Annotated in this window: 25 protein-coding genes and 1 pseudogene; 9 read left to right on the top strand and 17 right to left on the bottom strand. The window is 42.9% G+C overall.

Annotation, left to right across the window (positions count from 1 at the left end; genetic code table 11):
• From bamE to PENNN9_RS12035, 3 genes are all read left to right on the top strand, one after another.
• The coding region (gene bamE, locus PENNN9_RS13510; protein ID WP_156410104.1) for an outer membrane protein assembly factor BamE at positions 1–211 on the top strand (211 nt) is incomplete at its 5' end.
• On the top strand, positions 168–395 hold the full coding sequence (locus PENNN9_RS13670) for an outer membrane protein assembly factor BamE (RefSeq protein WP_082638090.1): 228 nt from the start codon (positions 168–170) through the stop codon (positions 393–395). The genes bamE and PENNN9_RS13670, both read left to right, overlap by 44 nt.
• Before the next feature lie 193 nt (positions 396–588).
• Entirely contained in the window at positions 589–846 is a 258-nt protein-coding gene (locus PENNN9_RS12035; RefSeq protein ID WP_058369898.1) for a hypothetical protein, read from the top strand.
• A 19-nt stretch (positions 847–865) separates the two neighbouring features.
• Here the strand turns inward: PENNN9_RS12035 and PENNN9_RS12030 are convergent, their stop codons facing one another.
• On the bottom strand, positions 866–1201 hold the full coding sequence (locus PENNN9_RS12030) for a GlpM family protein (protein WP_058369897.1): 336 nt from the start codon (positions 1199–1201) through the stop codon (positions 866–868).
• 387 nt (positions 1202–1588) lie between these two features.
• Positions 1589–2440, bottom strand: coding sequence for an SDR family NAD(P)-dependent oxidoreductase (locus tag PENNN9_RS12025; RefSeq protein WP_058369896.1), 852 nt, complete (start codon positions 2438–2440; stop codon positions 1589–1591).
• A 293-nt stretch (positions 2441–2733) separates the two neighbouring features.
• Between PENNN9_RS12025 and PENNN9_RS12020 the strand changes: the two genes are divergently transcribed.
• Together PENNN9_RS12020 and PENNN9_RS12015 are read left to right on the top strand one after the other, a co-directional pair.
• On the top strand, positions 2734–3288 hold the full coding sequence (locus PENNN9_RS12020; protein ID WP_058369895.1) for a carboxymuconolactone decarboxylase family protein: 555 nt from the start codon (positions 2734–2736) through the stop codon (positions 3286–3288).
• A 66-nt stretch (positions 3289–3354) separates the two neighbouring features.
• Positions 3355–4023: a DsbA family protein gene (locus tag PENNN9_RS12015; RefSeq protein ID WP_058369894.1), complete on the top strand. Its 669-nt coding sequence runs from the start codon at positions 3355–3357 to the stop codon at positions 4021–4023.
• A gap of 1 nt (position 4024) precedes the next feature.
• Here the strand turns inward: PENNN9_RS12015 and PENNN9_RS12010 are convergent, their stop codons facing one another.
• Positions 4025–4639: a TetR/AcrR family transcriptional regulator gene (locus PENNN9_RS12010; RefSeq protein ID WP_058369893.1), complete on the bottom strand. Its 615-nt coding sequence runs from the start codon at positions 4637–4639 to the stop codon at positions 4025–4027.
• A gap of 156 nt (positions 4640–4795) precedes the next feature.
• Between PENNN9_RS12010 and PENNN9_RS13505 the strand changes: the two genes are divergently transcribed.
• Both PENNN9_RS13505 and PENNN9_RS13500 read left to right on the top strand, forming a co-directional pair.
• Positions 4796–5215, top strand: coding sequence for an HAD family hydrolase (locus PENNN9_RS13505; RefSeq protein WP_264752962.1), 420 nt, complete (start codon positions 4796–4798; stop codon positions 5213–5215).
• Positions 5202–5492 (top strand): hypothetical protein, encoded by a 291-nt coding sequence (locus PENNN9_RS13500; RefSeq protein WP_264752961.1) that lies wholly within the window; start codon positions 5202–5204, stop codon positions 5490–5492. Before PENNN9_RS13505 ends, PENNN9_RS13500 begins: the two co-directional genes overlap by 14 nt.
• A gap of 247 nt (positions 5493–5739) precedes the next feature.
• Here PENNN9_RS13500 and PENNN9_RS12000 read toward each other — a convergent pair whose 3' ends face one another.
• Complete coding sequence (locus PENNN9_RS12000) at positions 5740–6864, bottom strand: S-(hydroxymethyl)glutathione dehydrogenase/class III alcohol dehydrogenase (RefSeq protein ID WP_058369892.1); 1125 nt, start codon at positions 6862–6864, stop codon at positions 5740–5742.
• Positions 6865–7073: 209 nt separating this feature from the next.
• Here PENNN9_RS12000 and PENNN9_RS11995 point away from each other — a divergent pair, with 209 nt between their 5' ends.
• The gene (locus PENNN9_RS11995) at positions 7074–7979 is read left to right on the top strand and encodes a LysR family transcriptional regulator (protein WP_058369891.1); all 906 of its coding nucleotides are present in this window, start codon (positions 7074–7076) and stop codon (positions 7977–7979) included.
• A 293-nt stretch (positions 7980–8272) separates the two neighbouring features.
• Complete coding sequence (locus PENNN9_RS11990; RefSeq protein ID WP_264752960.1) at positions 8273–8707, top strand: DUF302 domain-containing protein; 435 nt, start codon at positions 8273–8275, stop codon at positions 8705–8707.
• A 209-nt stretch (positions 8708–8916) separates the two neighbouring features.
• Here the strand turns inward: PENNN9_RS11990 and PENNN9_RS11985 are convergent, their stop codons facing one another.
• The 13 genes and pseudogenes from PENNN9_RS11985 to PENNN9_RS11935 all read right to left on the bottom strand — a co-directional run.
• Complete coding sequence (locus tag PENNN9_RS11985; RefSeq protein WP_058369890.1) at positions 8917–9207, bottom strand: DUF4031 domain-containing protein; 291 nt, start codon at positions 9205–9207, stop codon at positions 8917–8919.
• A 75-nt stretch (positions 9208–9282) separates the two neighbouring features.
• Positions 9283–9576, bottom strand: coding sequence for a hypothetical protein (locus PENNN9_RS13590; RefSeq protein WP_197409110.1), 294 nt, complete (start codon positions 9574–9576; stop codon positions 9283–9285).
• A gap of 48 nt (positions 9577–9624) precedes the next feature.
• Positions 9625–10362 (bottom strand): SDR family NAD(P)-dependent oxidoreductase, encoded by a 738-nt coding sequence (locus PENNN9_RS11975; RefSeq protein WP_058369889.1) that lies wholly within the window; start codon positions 10360–10362, stop codon positions 9625–9627.
• A 156-nt stretch (positions 10363–10518) separates the two neighbouring features.
• A complete protein-coding gene (locus PENNN9_RS11970; protein ID WP_058369888.1) occupies positions 10519–11382 on the bottom strand; it encodes a universal stress protein in 864 nt (287 codons plus the stop codon).
• 194 nt (positions 11383–11576) lie between these two features.
• Positions 11577–12068, bottom strand: coding sequence for a molybdate ABC transporter permease subunit (locus tag PENNN9_RS11965; protein WP_264752959.1), 492 nt, complete (start codon positions 12066–12068; stop codon positions 11577–11579).
• Positions 12040–12276 carry a hypothetical protein gene (locus tag PENNN9_RS13495; protein ID WP_264752958.1) on the bottom strand — a complete coding sequence of 79 codons (237 nt, stop codon included), beginning with the start codon at positions 12274–12276 and terminating at the stop codon, positions 12040–12042. The genes PENNN9_RS11965 and PENNN9_RS13495 overlap by 29 nt, the downstream gene beginning before the upstream one ends.
• 47 nt (positions 12277–12323) lie before the next feature.
• The gene (modA, locus tag PENNN9_RS11960; RefSeq protein ID WP_264752957.1) at positions 12324–12884 is read right to left on the bottom strand and encodes a molybdate ABC transporter substrate-binding protein; all 561 of its coding nucleotides are present in this window, start codon (positions 12882–12884) and stop codon (positions 12324–12326) included.
• The gene (locus PENNN9_RS13490) at positions 12835–13161 is read right to left on the bottom strand and encodes a substrate-binding domain-containing protein (protein WP_264752956.1); all 327 of its coding nucleotides are present in this window, start codon (positions 13159–13161) and stop codon (positions 12835–12837) included. The genes modA and PENNN9_RS13490 overlap by 50 nt, the downstream gene beginning before the upstream one ends.
• Positions 13154–13645, bottom strand: coding sequence for a molybdenum cofactor biosynthesis protein MoaE (locus PENNN9_RS11955; RefSeq protein WP_058369887.1), 492 nt, complete (start codon positions 13643–13645; stop codon positions 13154–13156). Before PENNN9_RS11955 ends, PENNN9_RS13490 begins: the two co-directional genes overlap by 8 nt.
• A 179-nt stretch (positions 13646–13824) precedes the next feature.
• The gene (locus PENNN9_RS11950; RefSeq protein WP_058369284.1) at positions 13825–14133 is read right to left on the bottom strand and encodes a MoaD/ThiS family protein; all 309 of its coding nucleotides are present in this window, start codon (positions 14131–14133) and stop codon (positions 13825–13827) included.
• A gap of 88 nt (positions 14134–14221) precedes the next feature.
• Complete coding sequence (gene moaC, locus PENNN9_RS11945; protein ID WP_058369283.1) at positions 14222–14743, bottom strand: cyclic pyranopterin monophosphate synthase MoaC; 522 nt, start codon at positions 14741–14743, stop codon at positions 14222–14224.
• A gap of 21 nt (positions 14744–14764) precedes the next feature.
• Positions 14765–15595 (bottom strand): molybdenum cofactor guanylyltransferase, encoded by an 831-nt coding sequence (locus tag PENNN9_RS11940; protein ID WP_058369282.1) that lies wholly within the window; start codon positions 15593–15595, stop codon positions 14765–14767.
• A gap of 24 nt (positions 15596–15619) precedes the next feature.
• Positions 15620–15892 (bottom strand): annotated as a pseudogene (locus PENNN9_RS11935) (molybdopterin-binding protein); the annotation flags it as partial.
• Between the last annotated feature and the right edge of the window lie 23 nt (positions 15893–15915).

Below are 15915 nucleotides of genomic sequence, written 5' to 3'. Positions count from 1 at the left end.
CGGCCAAGGCGGATGTACCCCTGGTGCTCAGCATGGCTCTGTTGATGCCAACGACTTGGTGTTCCCAGATCCAAACAAAGCGTGGCAAAAAGGCGGTAGTATCGTCAATCATGAGGATGTTGCTAATATTCAAGTAGGTACGACTAAAGATCAAATCTACCAGTTAATTGGCACACCTCATCTACCAGTTAATTGGCACACCTCACTTTAGTGAAGGATTTAACGCTCGCGAATGGGATTATATTCTCAAATTTCACAGTACTGATGACAGAGTCGAAACTTGTCAATACAAGATAATATTTGACGACAGTTATGAAGGCAGACTACGTAATGATGAGTTTTTTGCCACTGAGTTTTATTGGCAACCCGCCTCTTGTGCTAAGTATGGACGCTGATTCATCAATATAAAAATCGCATAAGTTAACTAAAAAGCAAGGCAGCAAGTGTCTTGCTTTTTTGTATGGAAGCGTAAAAAATTACGTTACAAAACGTATTCATCGTACCCTGCCTTATGGTATTTCATCTTATATTCGGATAAAATCATATATTAACTTTTCCGAATATACTAAAATATATAAGTAGGAAGCTATGATAAATACGGGCGATACACTACTCTGTACGGCTGGCAATACCTTTTATGCAACAGGCAATACCTATGTTGTAGGCGACTTTGTAAATGATAAGTATTTTCAAGTGCTTACAGGATATAACGATGAGCATTGGTATGCGACATTAAATAATGAAAAAATATACGTGCACTTTGATTCTGCTACTGCTGTCTATGACGACGCATGGTTTGATTGCATGACCAATAAAAGAAGCATGGACAACAAAAGAAGCGCTTAACATACTGATTCATTCTTCGTTATATTTGCAGATGTTGCCATGCAAATACCAAAATAGCAGCAGCGATTAACCAGCCTGCAATACCTAGCAGTAACGCCTTATAAAGTCCCATATGGCTAAAACTAAAAAACACAATCAGCGTATAAATGAGATGCGGTATCACACCTAGCATACTAAATATCAGTGCAACTTTAAAATCTGTAGCACTACGCTGAGTACTGACTAAAAAATGACTAATCAAAGTAAAAGTCGGGAAAAGCGGCGCAAGGGCGGCCAAATAGAAAAACCGACTTTGAGCGAACAGTTGAATTAATAATACCACCAACGCGCCAACAAGCATCTTTAGCCAAATCATGATGGGATTAACTCCTGTTGGGCGCAAGCTAGCTATGCTCTAATTAATTTTTAGCTATTATTAAACACTTAATAAATGTGCCTAGTTCTTGAAAAAATCATGAAACTTAAGTCGTGAAACTTAAGTCACTTAAACACAAGTCGTAAAAATATAGATGCTAACGTGACGAATTATATCATTAGATAGAAATAGGGCGTGTCCTCAATTCAATCGATAATAATCTAAATGGGTTAAAAATGGCTAAATCTTGACAAACAGCGTCAAATAGCTGACTAATATCTCGATATTATCTGCGCTATTTTCCTTGTTTGACTGCAATTTATCTCATTTTTATCACCATTTTTAAAATGAGGACACGCCCTAATAAATTATTCAAAAATCGATAACTTATATAGAAGTCGACTGTAATACTGCTTGAGTTTGATGCTCAAGCTCTGTAATGGCTTCTTTATTTAAAGCATCTGCATGCGGTTGACCAAACTCCCCTCTTACATCACCATGCGCGCCATCCTTGATATCATTATCAAAGTACTTGCCAGTATCGTCGGCAAACTCATCTGAGACGGCAAGTTCCGTTAGGATATTTGCTCCTTTATCTGCCGGTGACCAATACTGACCATAAGCTTCATCAACCATTTTAGTATTCAATAATGAGCCTGGATTGACAGCGATGACATTGATGTCATCTGCTGCGACTGTGTCGGCTAAATCCATACTCCACATCGTAAGAGCCAGCTTGCTTTGAGCATAGGCGTCTTTATCGGCGAGACGCTCTTGTCCTGCAAATGCCTTATATGATATCGATGCTTGCGCCGCAGAGCTTAGATTAATGATGCGGGCTTCACCCGACTTTTTGAGCAAAGGTAATAAGGCGTTGGTTAACTCGTAAGGCGCTAGATAATTGACCACAAAGCGTACGTCCAATCCATCTTTAGTCATTGCCGATGAGGTGGTATAAATCCCTGCATTGTTGATGAGTACATCAAGCTTTGGTAGTTTTTCGCTGACTTCTGCTGCCATTTTACGTACCGCATTCAAATCTGAAAAATCAGCCACAAACCCATCAATATTATCTACTGCCGCGCCTGTCGCGACAGCGTTGACTTCTGCTATGACATTGTCAAGTTTGTCCTCATTCCTACCATGCAAATAAACTTGATGTCCCGCTTCTACCAGCTTTAAAGCGGTCAATTTACCAATGCCATCAGTACTGCCAGTAATCAAAATAGTCTTAGCCATGAGCCATCCTTATTATTTGAGTTGTTATTTAAACTATTACTTAAGTCTTGAATGTGTTCTATTTTAACCATCGTAGTACAGCACATTGTAATGAAAGTGTTGTGATTCCGACAATCTCCTAATTATTATTGAACGTTCGCTCAAAATGATTTATAGTGATTGTAGTTGATTTACTCGAAGACGCATTATCTATTAATTTGAGCAGTCACTCAAATATAGTCAATTCGATAAAAAATCATTCACCACCAAATCATCAACAACTAACCATTAGCACCTACAATAAGGATTCTTATATGACTGACTTTACTTTACATGACAAACAAAGTGCACCAGAGGATAGCAAAGCGTTGCTGAATAACTCTATTGATGCCTTTGGTATGATTCCAAATCTACATGCTGTCATGGCCGAAGCACCCGGGCTTTTAGAAGGTTATCAACGTTTGCATCAGTTGTTTTTAGACAGTAGCTTTGATAATGAAGAAACTACCGTTGTATGGCAAACCATCAACGTTGAGCACAATTGTCATTATTGCGTGCCAGCACATACTGGCATTGCCAAAAGTATGAACGTAGATGACGCTATCACTGAAGCATTACGTAATGAGACCCCATTGCCGACTGAGAAGTTGGAAGCACTACGTAACTTCACACTCTCTGTCGTCCGGGATCGTGGTAATGTTAACGATGACGCTGTACAAGCATTCTTAAATGCAGGTTTTACTAAGCGTCAAGTCTTGGAAGTCATCCTTACAGCCGCGCAAAAAGTGATGAGTAACTACACCAATCATCTTGCTAACACGCCAATTGATAAGCCGTTCCAAAAGTTTGAATGGCAAAAGGCTGACTAATTACCTAGGCTAACATGTAGCAGTTTTGTGAGTTAAAATTATAAACAATAGCTAACGAGAGGTCATATGAAACATTCAAAGCAGTTATCATCAGAGCAGCCATTGCGCATAGATATTGTATCGGACGTGGTTTGCCCTTGGTGCGTCGTCGGTTATCGTCAATTGGCAAAAGCGCTTGAACAAACCAATACCGACTATGAGATACATTGGCATCCATTTGAGCTAAACCCTAATATGCCGAGCGCTGGTCAAAACTTGCGTGAGCATATCATGGAGAAGTATGGCTCAAGCAAAGCCGAGTCAGATGCGAGCCGCGCCCGAATGACTGAAGCTGGTAATGAGGTGGGCTTTACATTCAACTTTGATGATGACACACGTATGCACAATACATTTGATTTGCATCAGCTGCTGCATTGGGCGGATCAACAGGGCCGTATGCACGACTTAAAACAAGCTTTGTTCGCCGCGCACTTTACTAATGGTCGTAATATCTCTGATAAAGAAGTACTTGCTGATATTGCAGCGGAGATTGGACTGGATCGTAGTGAGGCATTGGCGGTACTAGAAGATCAACGATTTGCCAAAGAGGTACGAGAGACTGAGAAGCATTGGCAACAACAAGGTATTCAGAGCGTACCAGCCATCATTTTCAATGAGCGCCATCTGGTTAGCGGTGCTCAAGGGGTTGAGAACTATACTCAAATCTTGAAGCAATTGGCTGACATGGCTGATTAAATTATGTCGATTCTATGGCGCTATCATTACGCAACGCTTCTATTGATTGCGCCATATCTTCGGCAAGCTCATGTACAGCAGCACTGTCTACATCACGCTGTGCAAAAGCGCGCAGCCCCATTATTTCAGCTTGTAAACGCCGAGCCAGCCTAACAGGGTCAAGCTCACTATCAAGCTCCCCTATGCGCTGAGCTTCCGTAAAGCAGTCAATAAATCGCGCTTCCATACCAGCCAGCATGGCCTCAACCTTTTGTAAGGCTGATTGCTCACGCGCGCCAAGCTCCAGTAAGCTTTTGACCAGCATACAAGCGCGACTTGGCAGCCCCTTATCGAGAATTCCGCCAAGCTGTCGCAAGTAGGCAGCTAGCCCCATCAATGGCGAATGATGAGTTTTCAAAGTATATTCTAGCTCGGTCAGTGTCAGACGAGCATAGTGCTCTAATACTTCTTGGAACAGTCCATCCTTGCTACCAAAAGCCGCGTAAATACTCCCCGGGCGCATATCGAGTGCTTTTTCTAAATCTTTTAAAGACGTTGCATGAAAACCCTTTTGCCAAAAAAGCTGTAAAGCCTGCTCTAAAGAGTCTTGTCGGTTATAAAGCGTCGTACGAGACATGTTCAATTCCAATATTCAGTCTGTGCCAAGCTACAATCAGATGCAGCAAAGTTGTAAAACAATATTAATTTGAGCGATTGCTCAATTTTATCTTGAACAACCTCTCAAGTCTAGTTAAAGTTAGACGGTACTCATAACTACTAAAAAGGAGTTTTTATGTCCAACAATCTATCACCCTCGATTATCGTCTTCGATGTCAATGAGACGCTACTCGACATTACCACTCTTGAACCATTATTTGCTCGCCTGTTCGGTGACAAGCACATGTTAAGGGAGTGGTTTGCTCAATTAGTGCTTTACTCGCAGACCATGACTTTGTCAGGACTGTATACGCCTTTTGGTGAGATTGGCGTTGGTGCGTTACAGATGACAGCTGATATCCATGAAGTAACGCTGACAGAGGACGATATTATTGAGTTAAAAGAGCGCATGAGCAAAATGCCTGCTCATCCTGATGCCGTCCTAGCATTGTCCAAACTACGTGACGCGGGGTTTCGTCTAGTAACGCTTACCAACTCAGCACCCAGCGCCGCCCCTACGCCGCTAGAGAAGGCTGGCTTAAGTGAGTTTTTTTGAGCAGTCTTTTAGCGTTGAAAAGGTTGGCAAGTTTAAGCCTGCTCCTGAGACTTATCAAATGGTCGCCAAAGAGCTGGCTGTTGAAATGTCAGATCTTTGCCTTGTCGCTTGTCATCTTTGGGATACGATTGGCGCGCAAGCCGCTGGCTGCCAAGGCGCATTTCTCACTCGGCCCTATAATGCCATGTTGCCTGCATCCAATGTGCCCACACCGGACTTTATGGCCTCAGATCTTGTTACGCTTGCAGAGCAGATTATTCTTGATACTCAAGGCTAACCGTTATTTAGAACTCTATAGTCAAAATATCCTAAAAAAACCACAGTATTGCTGATATCAATTCTTTGTAGCCCCTATCTGCGCAGACACAGCAAGTAAGAAAAATCGATATCAGCAGTGCGTGATGTGTCGATATTACTTTCACTGACTATACTTTTAATGCTAAAAAAAATGCCGCTCCTATATAAGGGCGGTATTTTTGTTTTTTCTATCTTATAAAACTAGGGCATGTTTTAGAAAATATCTCTTAAAAATGAATAACGGTACGAATACTCTCACCTTTATGCATCAGATCAAATGCTTCGTTGATGTCCTCTAATGGCATAGTGTGAGTGATAAAGTCATTTAATGGGATGTCACCTTGCATATAACGATCGACGTAGCCGGGTAACTCGCTGCGACCTTTGACGCCACCAAATGCCGAACCTTTCCAGACGCGACCAGTCACTAGCTGGAATGGACGGGTTGAGATCTCTTGTCCAGCACCAGCGACACCGATGATGACCGACTCACCCCAACCTTTATGACAGCATTCAAGCGCTGAGCGCATCACATCGACATTACCAATACATTCAAAAGAGTAGTCTACACCGCCATCAGTCATCTCGACGATAACCTCTTGGATAGGCTTGTCGTAGTCTTTAGAATTGATGCAATCAGTCGCGCCAAGCTTCTTAGCCAACTCAAATTTATCTTCGTTAATATCGACACCAATAATACGACTGGCTTTGGCCATTTTTGCACCAATAATAGCGGCGAGGCCAATACCACCAAGACCGAAAACAGCAACGGTAGAGCCTTCTTCAACTTTAGCCGTATTCATAACCGCGCCCATACCGGTGGTCACGCCGCAACCAAGCAAGCACACCTTTTCTAACGGGGCATCAGCGTCAACTTTGGCCAATGAAATCTCTGGTAAGACGGTATATTCAGAAAAAGTTGAGCAACCCATATAATGATAAATCGGCTCGCCATCTTTATAAAAACGCGTCGTTCCGTCTGGCATTAAGCCTTTACCTTGAGTCTCGCGTACGGCTGAACACAGATTGGTTTTACCTGAACGGCACATTTTACAGACACCGCACTCTGCAGTATATAAAGGAATGACATGATCGCCAACTTGGACGCTGGTCACGCCTTCACCGATTTGCTCAACGATACCGCCACCTTCATGACCCAAGATAGCCGGGAATACACCTTCTGGATCTTCACCAGATAAGGTAAACGCATCGGTATGGCACACGCCACTGGCGATGATTTTTACCAATACCTCACCCTTACGCGGCAGCATGACATCCACTTCTTCGATCGATAGCGGCTCATTTGGCCCCCACGCGACGGCGGCTTTAGATTTAATAAATTTATCTGACATAGTATTCTCTCTTTTAGTTGGTTTTATCGTTGATTGAACGCAGACCCATTTATCTTATAGCGCTGACTAAATAGAGGCAAGCTACTATCGTCACATGGTTACATTGCCTTGGTCTGTAAAACGTTAATTTATGCTAACTATTATAGTCTTTTCTGAAACGATAACAATGTGCTATATTTACAAATATCTTTTACACAGTGGTAATAATCATGGGTTGGGATGGTATCAGCGAGTTTGTCTATGTAGCAGAGTACGAGAGCTTTACTCGCGCCGCAAAAGAGTTGGGCATGTCAACGGCGCAAGTCAGTCGGCAAATCAGTGCGTTAGAGAAGCGCTTGAATATCAAACTGCTGTATCGCACGACACGTAAAGTGTCATTAACAGAAGAAGGCCGCATATTTTATCAGCATTGCCGCGGTGTGCTCGATGGCTTAGATGCCGCTGAACAAGCGGTGAGCAATCTGCAATCAAAGCCCCAAGGCAGAATTAAACTGACCGCTCCTGTCACTTATGGTGAGCAGCAACTATTGCCATTGGTTAATGACTTTATGGTGCAATATCGTGATATTGAAGTCACGGCATTTTTGAGTAATCAAAAAATCGACTTAGTAGATGGCGGCTATGATTTGGCGATTCGTATTGGCAAATTAAGCGATTCAACCATGATGGCAAAAAAACTCAGTCGTCGTACCAACTTCGTTTGTGCTGCGCCCGCTTATCTCAAAAAGTACGGCACGCCTCATGTTCTGTCCGAGCTAAGCCAACATAACTGCTTACTTGGCACTCGTGATTATTGGCATTTTATCGACAATGATAAACACGCTGATAAAGAAGTGAATAAGCAAGCAGATAAAGAAAAAAACCTACGAGTGTCTGGCACTGTGCAATATAACAGTGGTCATAGTCTAGTTGATGCGGCGTTAAAAGGTTTAGGTATTGTGCAGCTACCTGATTATTATGTGCAACAATACTTAGCATCAGGCGAGCTGGTCAGCTTACTGGATAACTATAGAGAGCCTGAAGAAAGCATTTGGGCCGTCTATCCGCACAACCGTCATTTATCACCTAAGATTCGATTGCTCGTAGATTATCTGGCAGAGCGTTTGGCTTTGTAATTCTTTAAGAGGTGTTGTAATGCGACCCTTTACTATGCGCAGTTTATTACGCACAATGCTATGAAGCACTTAACTCTGATACATACAGAATATAGCGAGTCCAGTAAAAAAAGATACAGTGGAACTGGGATGAATTTTACGCAGCATCGAGCAGCGCAGGCACAGCACGCAAGTAAAATTTATACCAGTTTCGCGTCAGAATGTAGTGTACTTATCTTATTTAGGATCGACTATACTTGATGTTGTCAGCCATCATTCGCTCAATAAACGTTCACACTAAAAAAGGACTTTTTATGCTTAAAATTATCACTATCACTGCCCTAGCTTTGGCTGTTTCCTCTTGCGCCAGTGTTGAAAATATTTTAAACGCGCCGGATAAGGTGCAGTCGACGCCAGAAACGATGACTGCTATCAATGCTGAGAAGGGTTTGGTGACGATGCAAAGTAATCATTCCGTTCAAGATACCGCTGATAAGCTAGCGGGGATTATTGAAAGTAAAGGCATGAAAGTATTTGCGCGTGTCGATCATCAGAAAAACGCGCAAGGTGTCGATTTAACATTAAGGCCGACGCAAGTGATTATGTTTGGTAACCCAAAAGCGGGTACGCCATTGATGAATTGCGAGCAAAGCGTCGCTATCGATCTACCGCAAAAAATTCTCATCAGTGAAGGCGCTGATAAAAAAGTGTGGTTGTCGTACAACAATCCTGAGTATCTAAAAGCCTGAGTATCTAAAAGAGCGTCATAATATAAAAGGTTGTGATACCCAGCTCGCTAACATCGCAAAAGCCCTTGATGGTATTAGTAAAGCTGCTACTGCAAAGTAGCTATTAATAAACATTGATAATAAACATTGAAAACGGTCATATTTAGAGTAATAAAAAAGGTGGAATGCAAAAGCATGGTCCACCTTTTTTGTCTCTCTACCAAATTCACTTATTCGCAATTCTCAGATCGTGCTATTTGCTCATGCAGCTCCACTTTTAACTTCTTTGCACACTCGATAATTTTTCTTCTATTAGCAGGTATAGCACCATACTTAATCGCTGTTTCTCGCATTTGTACTGTCACGTCGTAATGAGGATAGCTAGCATTACGGTGAAACAGGCGCTTATCCACCTCAATCAATGCCGCAAATTCATGCAGCTCTTGCAAGGTATCTGCCAGCATGTGGCACCATCTATAGCCTTTAAACTCTATCTGCATAAAATCCACATATATCGCCATCAACATGTACCTTTAAAATTCAAAAAATAATCTGCTTTTGGGGTAATTAAATACCAATTTAACTTTGCGTTTTGCTTATGATCCTACTCTCAGAATCGGCTTAATGGTAATGCCACTTGCCGAATCTTCAAACGCTTGGTTGATGTCCTCAAAATCGTAAAATTTAACCAGCTTATCAAATGGGAATTGACCTGCCTTGAAATAAGCAATCAGCTGCGGGATAAATACGCGCGCGACCACATCGGTATGACAGACGCCTGTCGCAACGACTTTTACTCGTATCTCATCAATCTCAGGCGTGGCAAGCTGTACAGGCTTTAATTCAAAAGCTGCGCCTTGGTTGTGAGTGACTGCTGCTTTAATATCCATTATATCCATCTTGTTGACTACTAAAAGAGGTTACATTTCAAAAGCTCTTTATCTTCCAAGAACCCAGCCGCCATCCATAAATACGTTAGAGCCATGCATGTAGTTAGAATCATCAGAGGCTAAGAATACGGCAAGTGCAGCAATCTCCTCCGGCTTTCCTGCACGCTTCGCTGGAATGTCGTCTAATCGCTCATCTTCAATACCTTTAGTCATTGGTGTTTCTATAAATCCAGGAGAAATAAGGTTTACCTTAATGCCTTTGCTACCAAAGTCAAAAGCCAGCTGCTTGGTAAAACCTAAGATGGCATGCTTGGATGTGACGTAAGCTGAGCCTCCAGGACCTGCTACCTGTGTCGCTTGTGAGCCTACATTAATAATAGTGCCTTTACCTCTTTCTAAAAAGTGTGGAACCACCGCTTTTGCTGCTAGATATGGCGCTTTTACATTGATAGCCATCAATTTATCGTACTCGTCTGCTTCTAATTCTACCGCTGTCTTATAAGCATCGTGAATACCAGCACCATTGTATAAAATATCGATTTGACCAAACGTTTCTAAAGCCTTATCTATAACAGCCTGTATCTCTGCACCGTCAGTTACGTTCGCTTCCACAAAAATGGCTTGTTGGTCGTTGTCTTTTATCTCATCAGCGATACGCTTACCATCTGTTTCGTCGCGGCCAGTGACAATTACTTTTGCGCCCTCAGCTGCATAAGCTTTAGCAGTCGCTTCACCAAGTCCAGATGTGCCACCAAATACGATGGCTACTCTATCTTTTAATTTCATTTTTATTTTCCTTTTAATTTTTATTAATTTATCAGGTGTTAATTTGTTAGGTATTGATTTGGCAGGCATCTATGGCAGTCATTGTAGACCTAACCACAATATCAACTCTACAACCGCACCTAGCTAGCTTATAATACTTCCAACGTCTGACGTGTGTTAGCGCACCAAAATCACCGGTGACAGTGTGCTGGCGATAATTTCTGTAGTAGTGCTGCCAAGAAACAAGCGCTGTAACTTAGAATGGCCATAAGCACCAACCACGATGATATCGACATCGTTATCTATCTGAAAAGTCAATAATCCATCAACCGCATCAAGCTCAGGCAAAAGATGAGCTTCTACTGCAAAGCCCGCTGATGTTAAATGCTCAACAGCATCAGCAAGGCTTTTTTTGGCCGAGTCTTTATCGTTACCTACCATAACGATGTGACCTTTTAGCCCTCGCAATAGATCGCTCTTTGCTACCATCTGTGTGGCTTTGATAGCGGTTTTGCTAGCATCAAATGCGACCATGTATGACTTTGGCGCCTCAAATTTTTCTGAACAAATCAAAACAGGTATGCTTGATGCCCGTGCAACGGTTTCGATTTGGCTGCCAATATTGATGCGGCTATTCTTATGGTCTTCACCGCGACGCCCCATAACGATGGCACGATTTTCTTCTTTAAAATGTTCGATAGCCGGTAATAGCTTACCGCGACGTTGATAAATATTAACTTCTACACCTTCAAAGCTACTTTGCAAATAGCTTTTTGCATCTTGTGTTAGTGCATTACTATAGCTATTGACGACTTTGGCCCTTTTTTCGTCCAATTCAGTTAATTCTTCCAATAAGAATTCGCGACTATTCAGTCCTATCGCCCCTGATAAATCGCGTCTGGTCGATGCAGGTACAGCGCTGACATGGAGTAGCCCAACTGGCAACCCCAATCTGCTGGCGTACCATGCCGCATAATCACAGACCGACTCAGTAACCGCTGAGCCATCAATACAGGCTAAAACGTGCTCTTCTGTTTTCATGGTTCATCCTTAAGTTTTAATGATGGCTGCAACCCCTTTGTGCAGCTCGACTTGTCGATCTACGCCTGCGATTGTTGATATACAGCAACTTAAAAACTTAGTAATAGAAAACTTCGGCGATGATCATACTATTTAGCATATCACCTCTAATACTAGATAACCGTTTCAAGATGTACTTTTACGATTTGTACAGATCAGCGCTGATTTAACTTATTCACGCTCGCAATAAGCGCCACCATTATCATTCCTATGATGATAAGTACGCCTGACATCATGTGCGCGGCGTCATAGTTGAGTGCCTCGACTTGCTCATATATCGCAATCGACACCACTTTGGTCTCACCTGAGATACTACCCCCTATCATGAGTACCACACCAAACTCGCCAATGGTATGAGCAAAGCTGATAAGACTACCCAAAATAATACCGACCTTGGCTTGTGGTAACGCCACTCTCATAAAGCGCCTAAGACGGCTTGGCTCTAATAATCCTGCCATATCCATCACGCTTGTGGGAATACGTAAAAACTGGGCATAGACAGGCTGGATATAAAATGGCAGGGAGTAAATAATGGAACCAATGACCAGCCCTTCAAAGGTAAAAATTAAGGGACTAACTCCAAGCTCATGAAGATAGTGACCGATACCTGAGCTGGGACTAAGCAGTAATAATAAATAAAAAACCAATGACGGTCGGCGGCAGTACCAGCGGCATGGCAATAATGCCCATCAGTACCACTTTGACACGTGCCACAAAGTGTCCACGGCTTGGTTTGGCAAGCCAATAAGCCATAGGCGTGGCAAAGAGTAATAAACATAAGGTAGTGATGGCAGCCAGCTTGAGACTGACTAAGAATGGACTGAGCATGTCTGACATCAGGGATGGATCTATCATAATGTCATTGCTCATCATATCAATAGGGATTTATTCTATCCCGCTAATCATTGTTGAACGGTTAAATATCCTGCTCGTGAAAAATACTGTTGCCCTGCTGTCGATAGCAGATAGTTGCGAAAGTCTGTCGCGACAGCAGAGTCATCAATGACGATACCATCTTGTAAAATAGCAGGATATGACGCTGGTGCTAAAGTGATAAATTGCTCAGGTTTGGCGTTGATAGCGACAAGCTGTGATTGCGCCACAAAGCCATAATCGACATTTCCCGTATGCGCGTACTGAAAGGTCTGCCCAATATTTTCTGCTTGTATTATCCGTTTTTGCTGCTCTAAAGTGTCATATATCTTTTGCGTCTGCAAGTAAGATTTTGCCGACGCGCCATAAGGTGCAAGCTTGGGATTGGCGATAGTGATTTTGCTATTGGTATCGCTCGTCAATATATCAGCCAGCGCTTTTGGATTCAGCTCATTCAAAGGTCTGGTAATGCTATATAGTGCCAGTTGGCCTTGCGCATAAGTAAAAGGCTCATGAGATTTTACGCCTTGCTCGCTTGCATCAGCAAGTTTGGCGGGGAACGCTTGATTGGCCGATAAAAAATATATCATAAGGCGCGCCTGCCGTAATCTGCGCGTATAGTTTGCCAGAGGACGCATAAGTGACGTCTATATCATGGATATTTTGCGCAGACAGATCACTTGAGGCTTGATAGCCATCAATAATCTCAGGCAGTACGTCAGACAAATTGGCAGCAGCAGCGATACGCAGCGTATGGGAATGTTCAGTGTTATTGGCAGCAGAAGCTGTATCTGTAGTAGTCTCCTGTGTACAAGCACTTAATATCAAAAGTGAGCTTGCAATTACAATCGTTATTAACCTATCCATTATTACTTAACCACTTAGAAGAATCATCTTCATAATACTCTTGCTTCCACACAGGAATATCTGCCTTGATGGTGTCAAGAATCCAGCGGCAAGCGTCAAAGGCCGGATAACGATGGGCAGAGACGACCCCAACCCATACCGCCACATCACCGATCTCAAGCGCACCAATACGGTGAATAGCAACCGCATGGGTAATCTCAAAACGCTGTTTGGCTTCTTCGATAATGGCGCGGCCTTGATTGATTGCCAAGTCTTCATAGCCGTAGTACGTTAAGCGCTCAACGTTGCTGGCATTATTATGATTGCGCACGCGGCCCTCAAAGCAGACAAAAGCACCGCAGCTGTCATCATCAAGGGTGTTTTTAAGTCTGTCATCATCGATAGCAATATCTAATAAAGCAAAGCCATCGCGCTCAGCGATTGCGTATACTTCATCAACGCTACGTTTGATGGTCATTGATTGGCTATGGACGTTGTCTGTCATGTGGTATCTCTATAAGTTATAGTCAGCTGAAAATAAAACTGTTATTTAAATTTAAAAGCGCTACTGCAATGGATTTTGCGCCGCCTCTGTCGGCGTAGGCACAGCACGCAAGTAAAATTTATACCAGTAGCGCTATATTTCTTTGAAAGTGTATCAGCTATATTCTATAAAGTTCTTGCTTAACCACCAGCGACAGGGGTAATAAACACCACACTATCGCCGTCATGGATTTGTTCTGTCCACTTAACGAAGTAATCGTTGACAGCGACCCGCAGCTCAGATTGCGGACGACTAAAGCCATGCTTTTGATGAAGCTGTTCGTATAGCTGGCTCAATGAGGTCGATTGCGCCACGCTAATGGTTTCTTGCTGGCAGCCAGCTTCATCAGCGAGGCTAGCAAAGTATAAAACATTAATATCCATGGCGGTATCAACGCTGGTTGCTGTTTCAGTTTCTGGCTCAACGATTTTTGATTCAATAGCGCTCATCACACTCTCCATTCTTTACAAGCTACTTGGCTTTGTGTTCAATGCCTTACTGTCTTGAAAAAACTGTTTTAAAAGAAGTCTTATAATCCTAAGCATGACTATAATCTGATTTTCCGCCCGTTTTTTTTAGCAAATGTACATTATCAATGACAATATCATGCGATATGGCTTTAGTCATGTCATAGATGGTTAGGCACGCCACGCTTACAGCGGTTAAGGCTTCCATCTCGACACCCGTTTTATGCGTGACTTTGACAGTTGCACTGACGGTTATGCTGTTGCACGCATCATCATATTCAAAGGTTAAACCAATCTTATCTAATGGTAGTGGATGACACAGCGGGATCAGATCGTGGGTGCGCTTGGCGGCCATAATACCTGCTATATGGGCAGTTTGCGTGATGCTGCCTTTTTTAGTCATGCCATCAGCGGCTTTAATCTGCTGATAAATCTCGTTTGGAAACCGTACTTGCCCTGCTGCACTGGCTTCTCGTGTGGTAGCAGTTTTACCACTGACATCGACCATAGTAATATCGCCATCGTTGTCCAAATGCGATAAAGTGGATTGGGCCGCAGTAGCTTGGTTGTTTGCTTGGCTATTACTGTTCATTTATCCATTCTCTTACGTTTCTTATAAATTACTTAATGATGCACAAGCACGAGCAAAGTCTGCTGGCATATTAAAATTGGTCAAATGCTGCCAGTTGCTTGCTAAAGGCACCGCTTGCGTCATAGGCTGAATAAAGGCCATCACTCGCCGCCCGCCATTATCAATATAGGCTTTTAGATCAGGCTCAATGCTTAACTGATAAAGCCCTAATAATGGATACAAATGGCGCTCATCGGTTAAGCAAATGATCTGCTTATGATAAGCTTGGTTTTTGCGGGTTTGACTATCCTTTATTTGGATTGTTACAGGCTGCAATTTTTGCCATAACTCTGTAGCCGGTATCAGACTATCACAGCTAATCACCATTAACCAAGATGACTGGTTTTCTGTTATAGCATCTGACGAATAAGTCTTTATCACGGTTTGCAGGGCCGACTCGATAGCGACCAATGCCCCGCCCGTGTGAATTTGGCTGTTACTAATCCGACCGTTACTATTTTGGCCAGCGCTATTTTGTCTCTCAGCATTCTGGCCATTAATCGTATCAGCGCCATAATCAGTAACATGCATAATAGGCGCTTGAGAGTCGCTATCCATCAGATCGGAATCAATATAAAAGCCGCGCCCATTATCGGCAATCATAATAGGCACGTTTTTGTTATTGCCAGTATGAGCTTTAGCTAAATCCAGCGCCTGCCGTACATGATAGTCTAGCAAGCGCTCGCCTGTCGGTAGAGTAAGCTCCGCTTTGGGCGTGCCCATACGGCTAGACGCGCCACCTGCTAAAATAACAATACCAGCCAAACTGTCTAAGCAGTTCAAACCATTTGAACCATTTATAGTATTTATCATAGCCACACTTTACTTATCCTCGCATCAGTCGTGGCTTGGGTTTTGTGCCATAAAATGGGGTACAAAATTGCACGGTCGCGTACGGCTATCGAACTGCGCTTTGAGGATGTTTTCCCAGCCCGTACGGCACGCGCCCGATGAGCCTGGCAAACAAAAGATACCCGTGCTGTTTGCCATGCCTGCAACCGCGCGCGACTGTACCGTTGACATGCCAATCTCATCTTTTGAGATCAGACGAAACATCTCACCAAAGCCGTCGATAGATTTATCAAACAATACCTTTACTGCCTCTGGCATATGTCTCTGAAATCAAAAACCTG

It is taken from the genome of Psychrobacter sp. ENNN9_III, from assembly GCF_001462175.1.
GTDB lineage: Bacteria > Pseudomonadota > Gammaproteobacteria > Pseudomonadales > Moraxellaceae > Psychrobacter.
This window is presented reverse-complemented; position numbering and strand designations above follow the sequence as displayed.

Bases quoted from the DNA above. Each gene is read 5' to 3' on its own strand.
- PENNN9_RS12030 (WP_058369897.1), bottom strand. From the start codon at position 1,201: ATGATTTGGCTAAAGATGCTTGTTGGCGCGTTGGTGGTATTATTAATT.
- PENNN9_RS12010 (WP_058369893.1), bottom strand. From the start codon at position 4,639: ATGTCTCGTACGACGCTTTATAACCGACAAGACTCTTTAGAGCAGGCT.
- PENNN9_RS12025 (WP_058369896.1), bottom strand. From the start codon at position 2,440: ATGGCTAAGACTATTTTGATTACTGGCAGTACTGATGGCATTGGTAAA.
- PENNN9_RS11955 (WP_058369887.1), bottom strand. From the start codon at position 13,645: ATGACAGACAACGTCCATAGCCAATCAATGACCATCAAACGTAGCGTT.
- PENNN9_RS12020 (WP_058369895.1), top strand. From the start codon at position 2,734: ATGACTGACTTTACTTTACATGACAAACAAAGTGCACCAGAGGATAGC.
- PENNN9_RS13495 (WP_264752958.1), bottom strand. From the start codon at position 12,276: ATGATAGATCCATCCCTGATGTCAGACATGCTCAGTCCATTCTTAGTC.
- PENNN9_RS11990 (WP_264752960.1), top strand. From the start codon at position 8,273: ATGCTTAAAATTATCACTATCACTGCCCTAGCTTTGGCTGTTTCCTCT.
- PENNN9_RS11940 (WP_058369282.1), bottom strand. From the start codon at position 15,595: ATGATAAATACTATAAATGGTTCAAATGGTTTGAACTGCTTAGACAGT.
- PENNN9_RS11950 (WP_058369284.1), bottom strand. From the start codon at position 14,133: ATGAGCGCTATTGAATCAAAAATCGTTGAGCCAGAAACTGAAACAGCA.
- PENNN9_RS12015 (WP_058369894.1), top strand. From the start codon at position 3,355: ATGAAACATTCAAAGCAGTTATCATCAGAGCAGCCATTGCGCATAGAT.
- PENNN9_RS13490 (WP_264752956.1), bottom strand. From the start codon at position 13,161: ATGGATAGGTTAATAACGATTGTAATTGCAAGCTCACTTTTGATATTA.
- PENNN9_RS12035 (WP_058369898.1), top strand. From the start codon at position 589: ATGATAAATACGGGCGATACACTACTCTGTACGGCTGGCAATACCTTT.
- PENNN9_RS11995 (WP_058369891.1), top strand. From the start codon at position 7,074: ATGGGTTGGGATGGTATCAGCGAGTTTGTCTATGTAGCAGAGTACGAG.
- PENNN9_RS13505 (WP_264752962.1), top strand. From the start codon at position 4,796: ATGTCCAACAATCTATCACCCTCGATTATCGTCTTCGATGTCAATGAG.
- PENNN9_RS12000 (WP_058369892.1), bottom strand. From the start codon at position 6,864: ATGTCAGATAAATTTATTAAATCTAAAGCCGCCGTCGCGTGGGGGCCA.
- modA (WP_264752957.1), bottom strand. From the start codon at position 12,884: ATGATATATTTTTTATCGGCCAATCAAGCGTTCCCCGCCAAACTTGCT.
- PENNN9_RS11985 (WP_058369890.1), bottom strand. From the start codon at position 9,207: ATGGCGATATATGTGGATTTTATGCAGATAGAGTTTAAAGGCTATAGA.
- PENNN9_RS11975 (WP_058369889.1), bottom strand. From the start codon at position 10,362: ATGAAATTAAAAGATAGAGTAGCCATCGTATTTGGTGGCACATCTGGA.
- PENNN9_RS13590 (WP_197409110.1), bottom strand. From the start codon at position 9,576: ATGGATATTAAAGCAGCAGTCACTCACAACCAAGGCGCAGCTTTTGAA.
- moaC (WP_058369283.1), bottom strand. From the start codon at position 14,743: ATGAACAGTAATAGCCAAGCAAACAACCAAGCTACTGCGGCCCAATCC.
- PENNN9_RS11970 (WP_058369888.1), bottom strand. From the start codon at position 11,382: ATGAAAACAGAAGAGCACGTTTTAGCCTGTATTGATGGCTCAGCGGTT.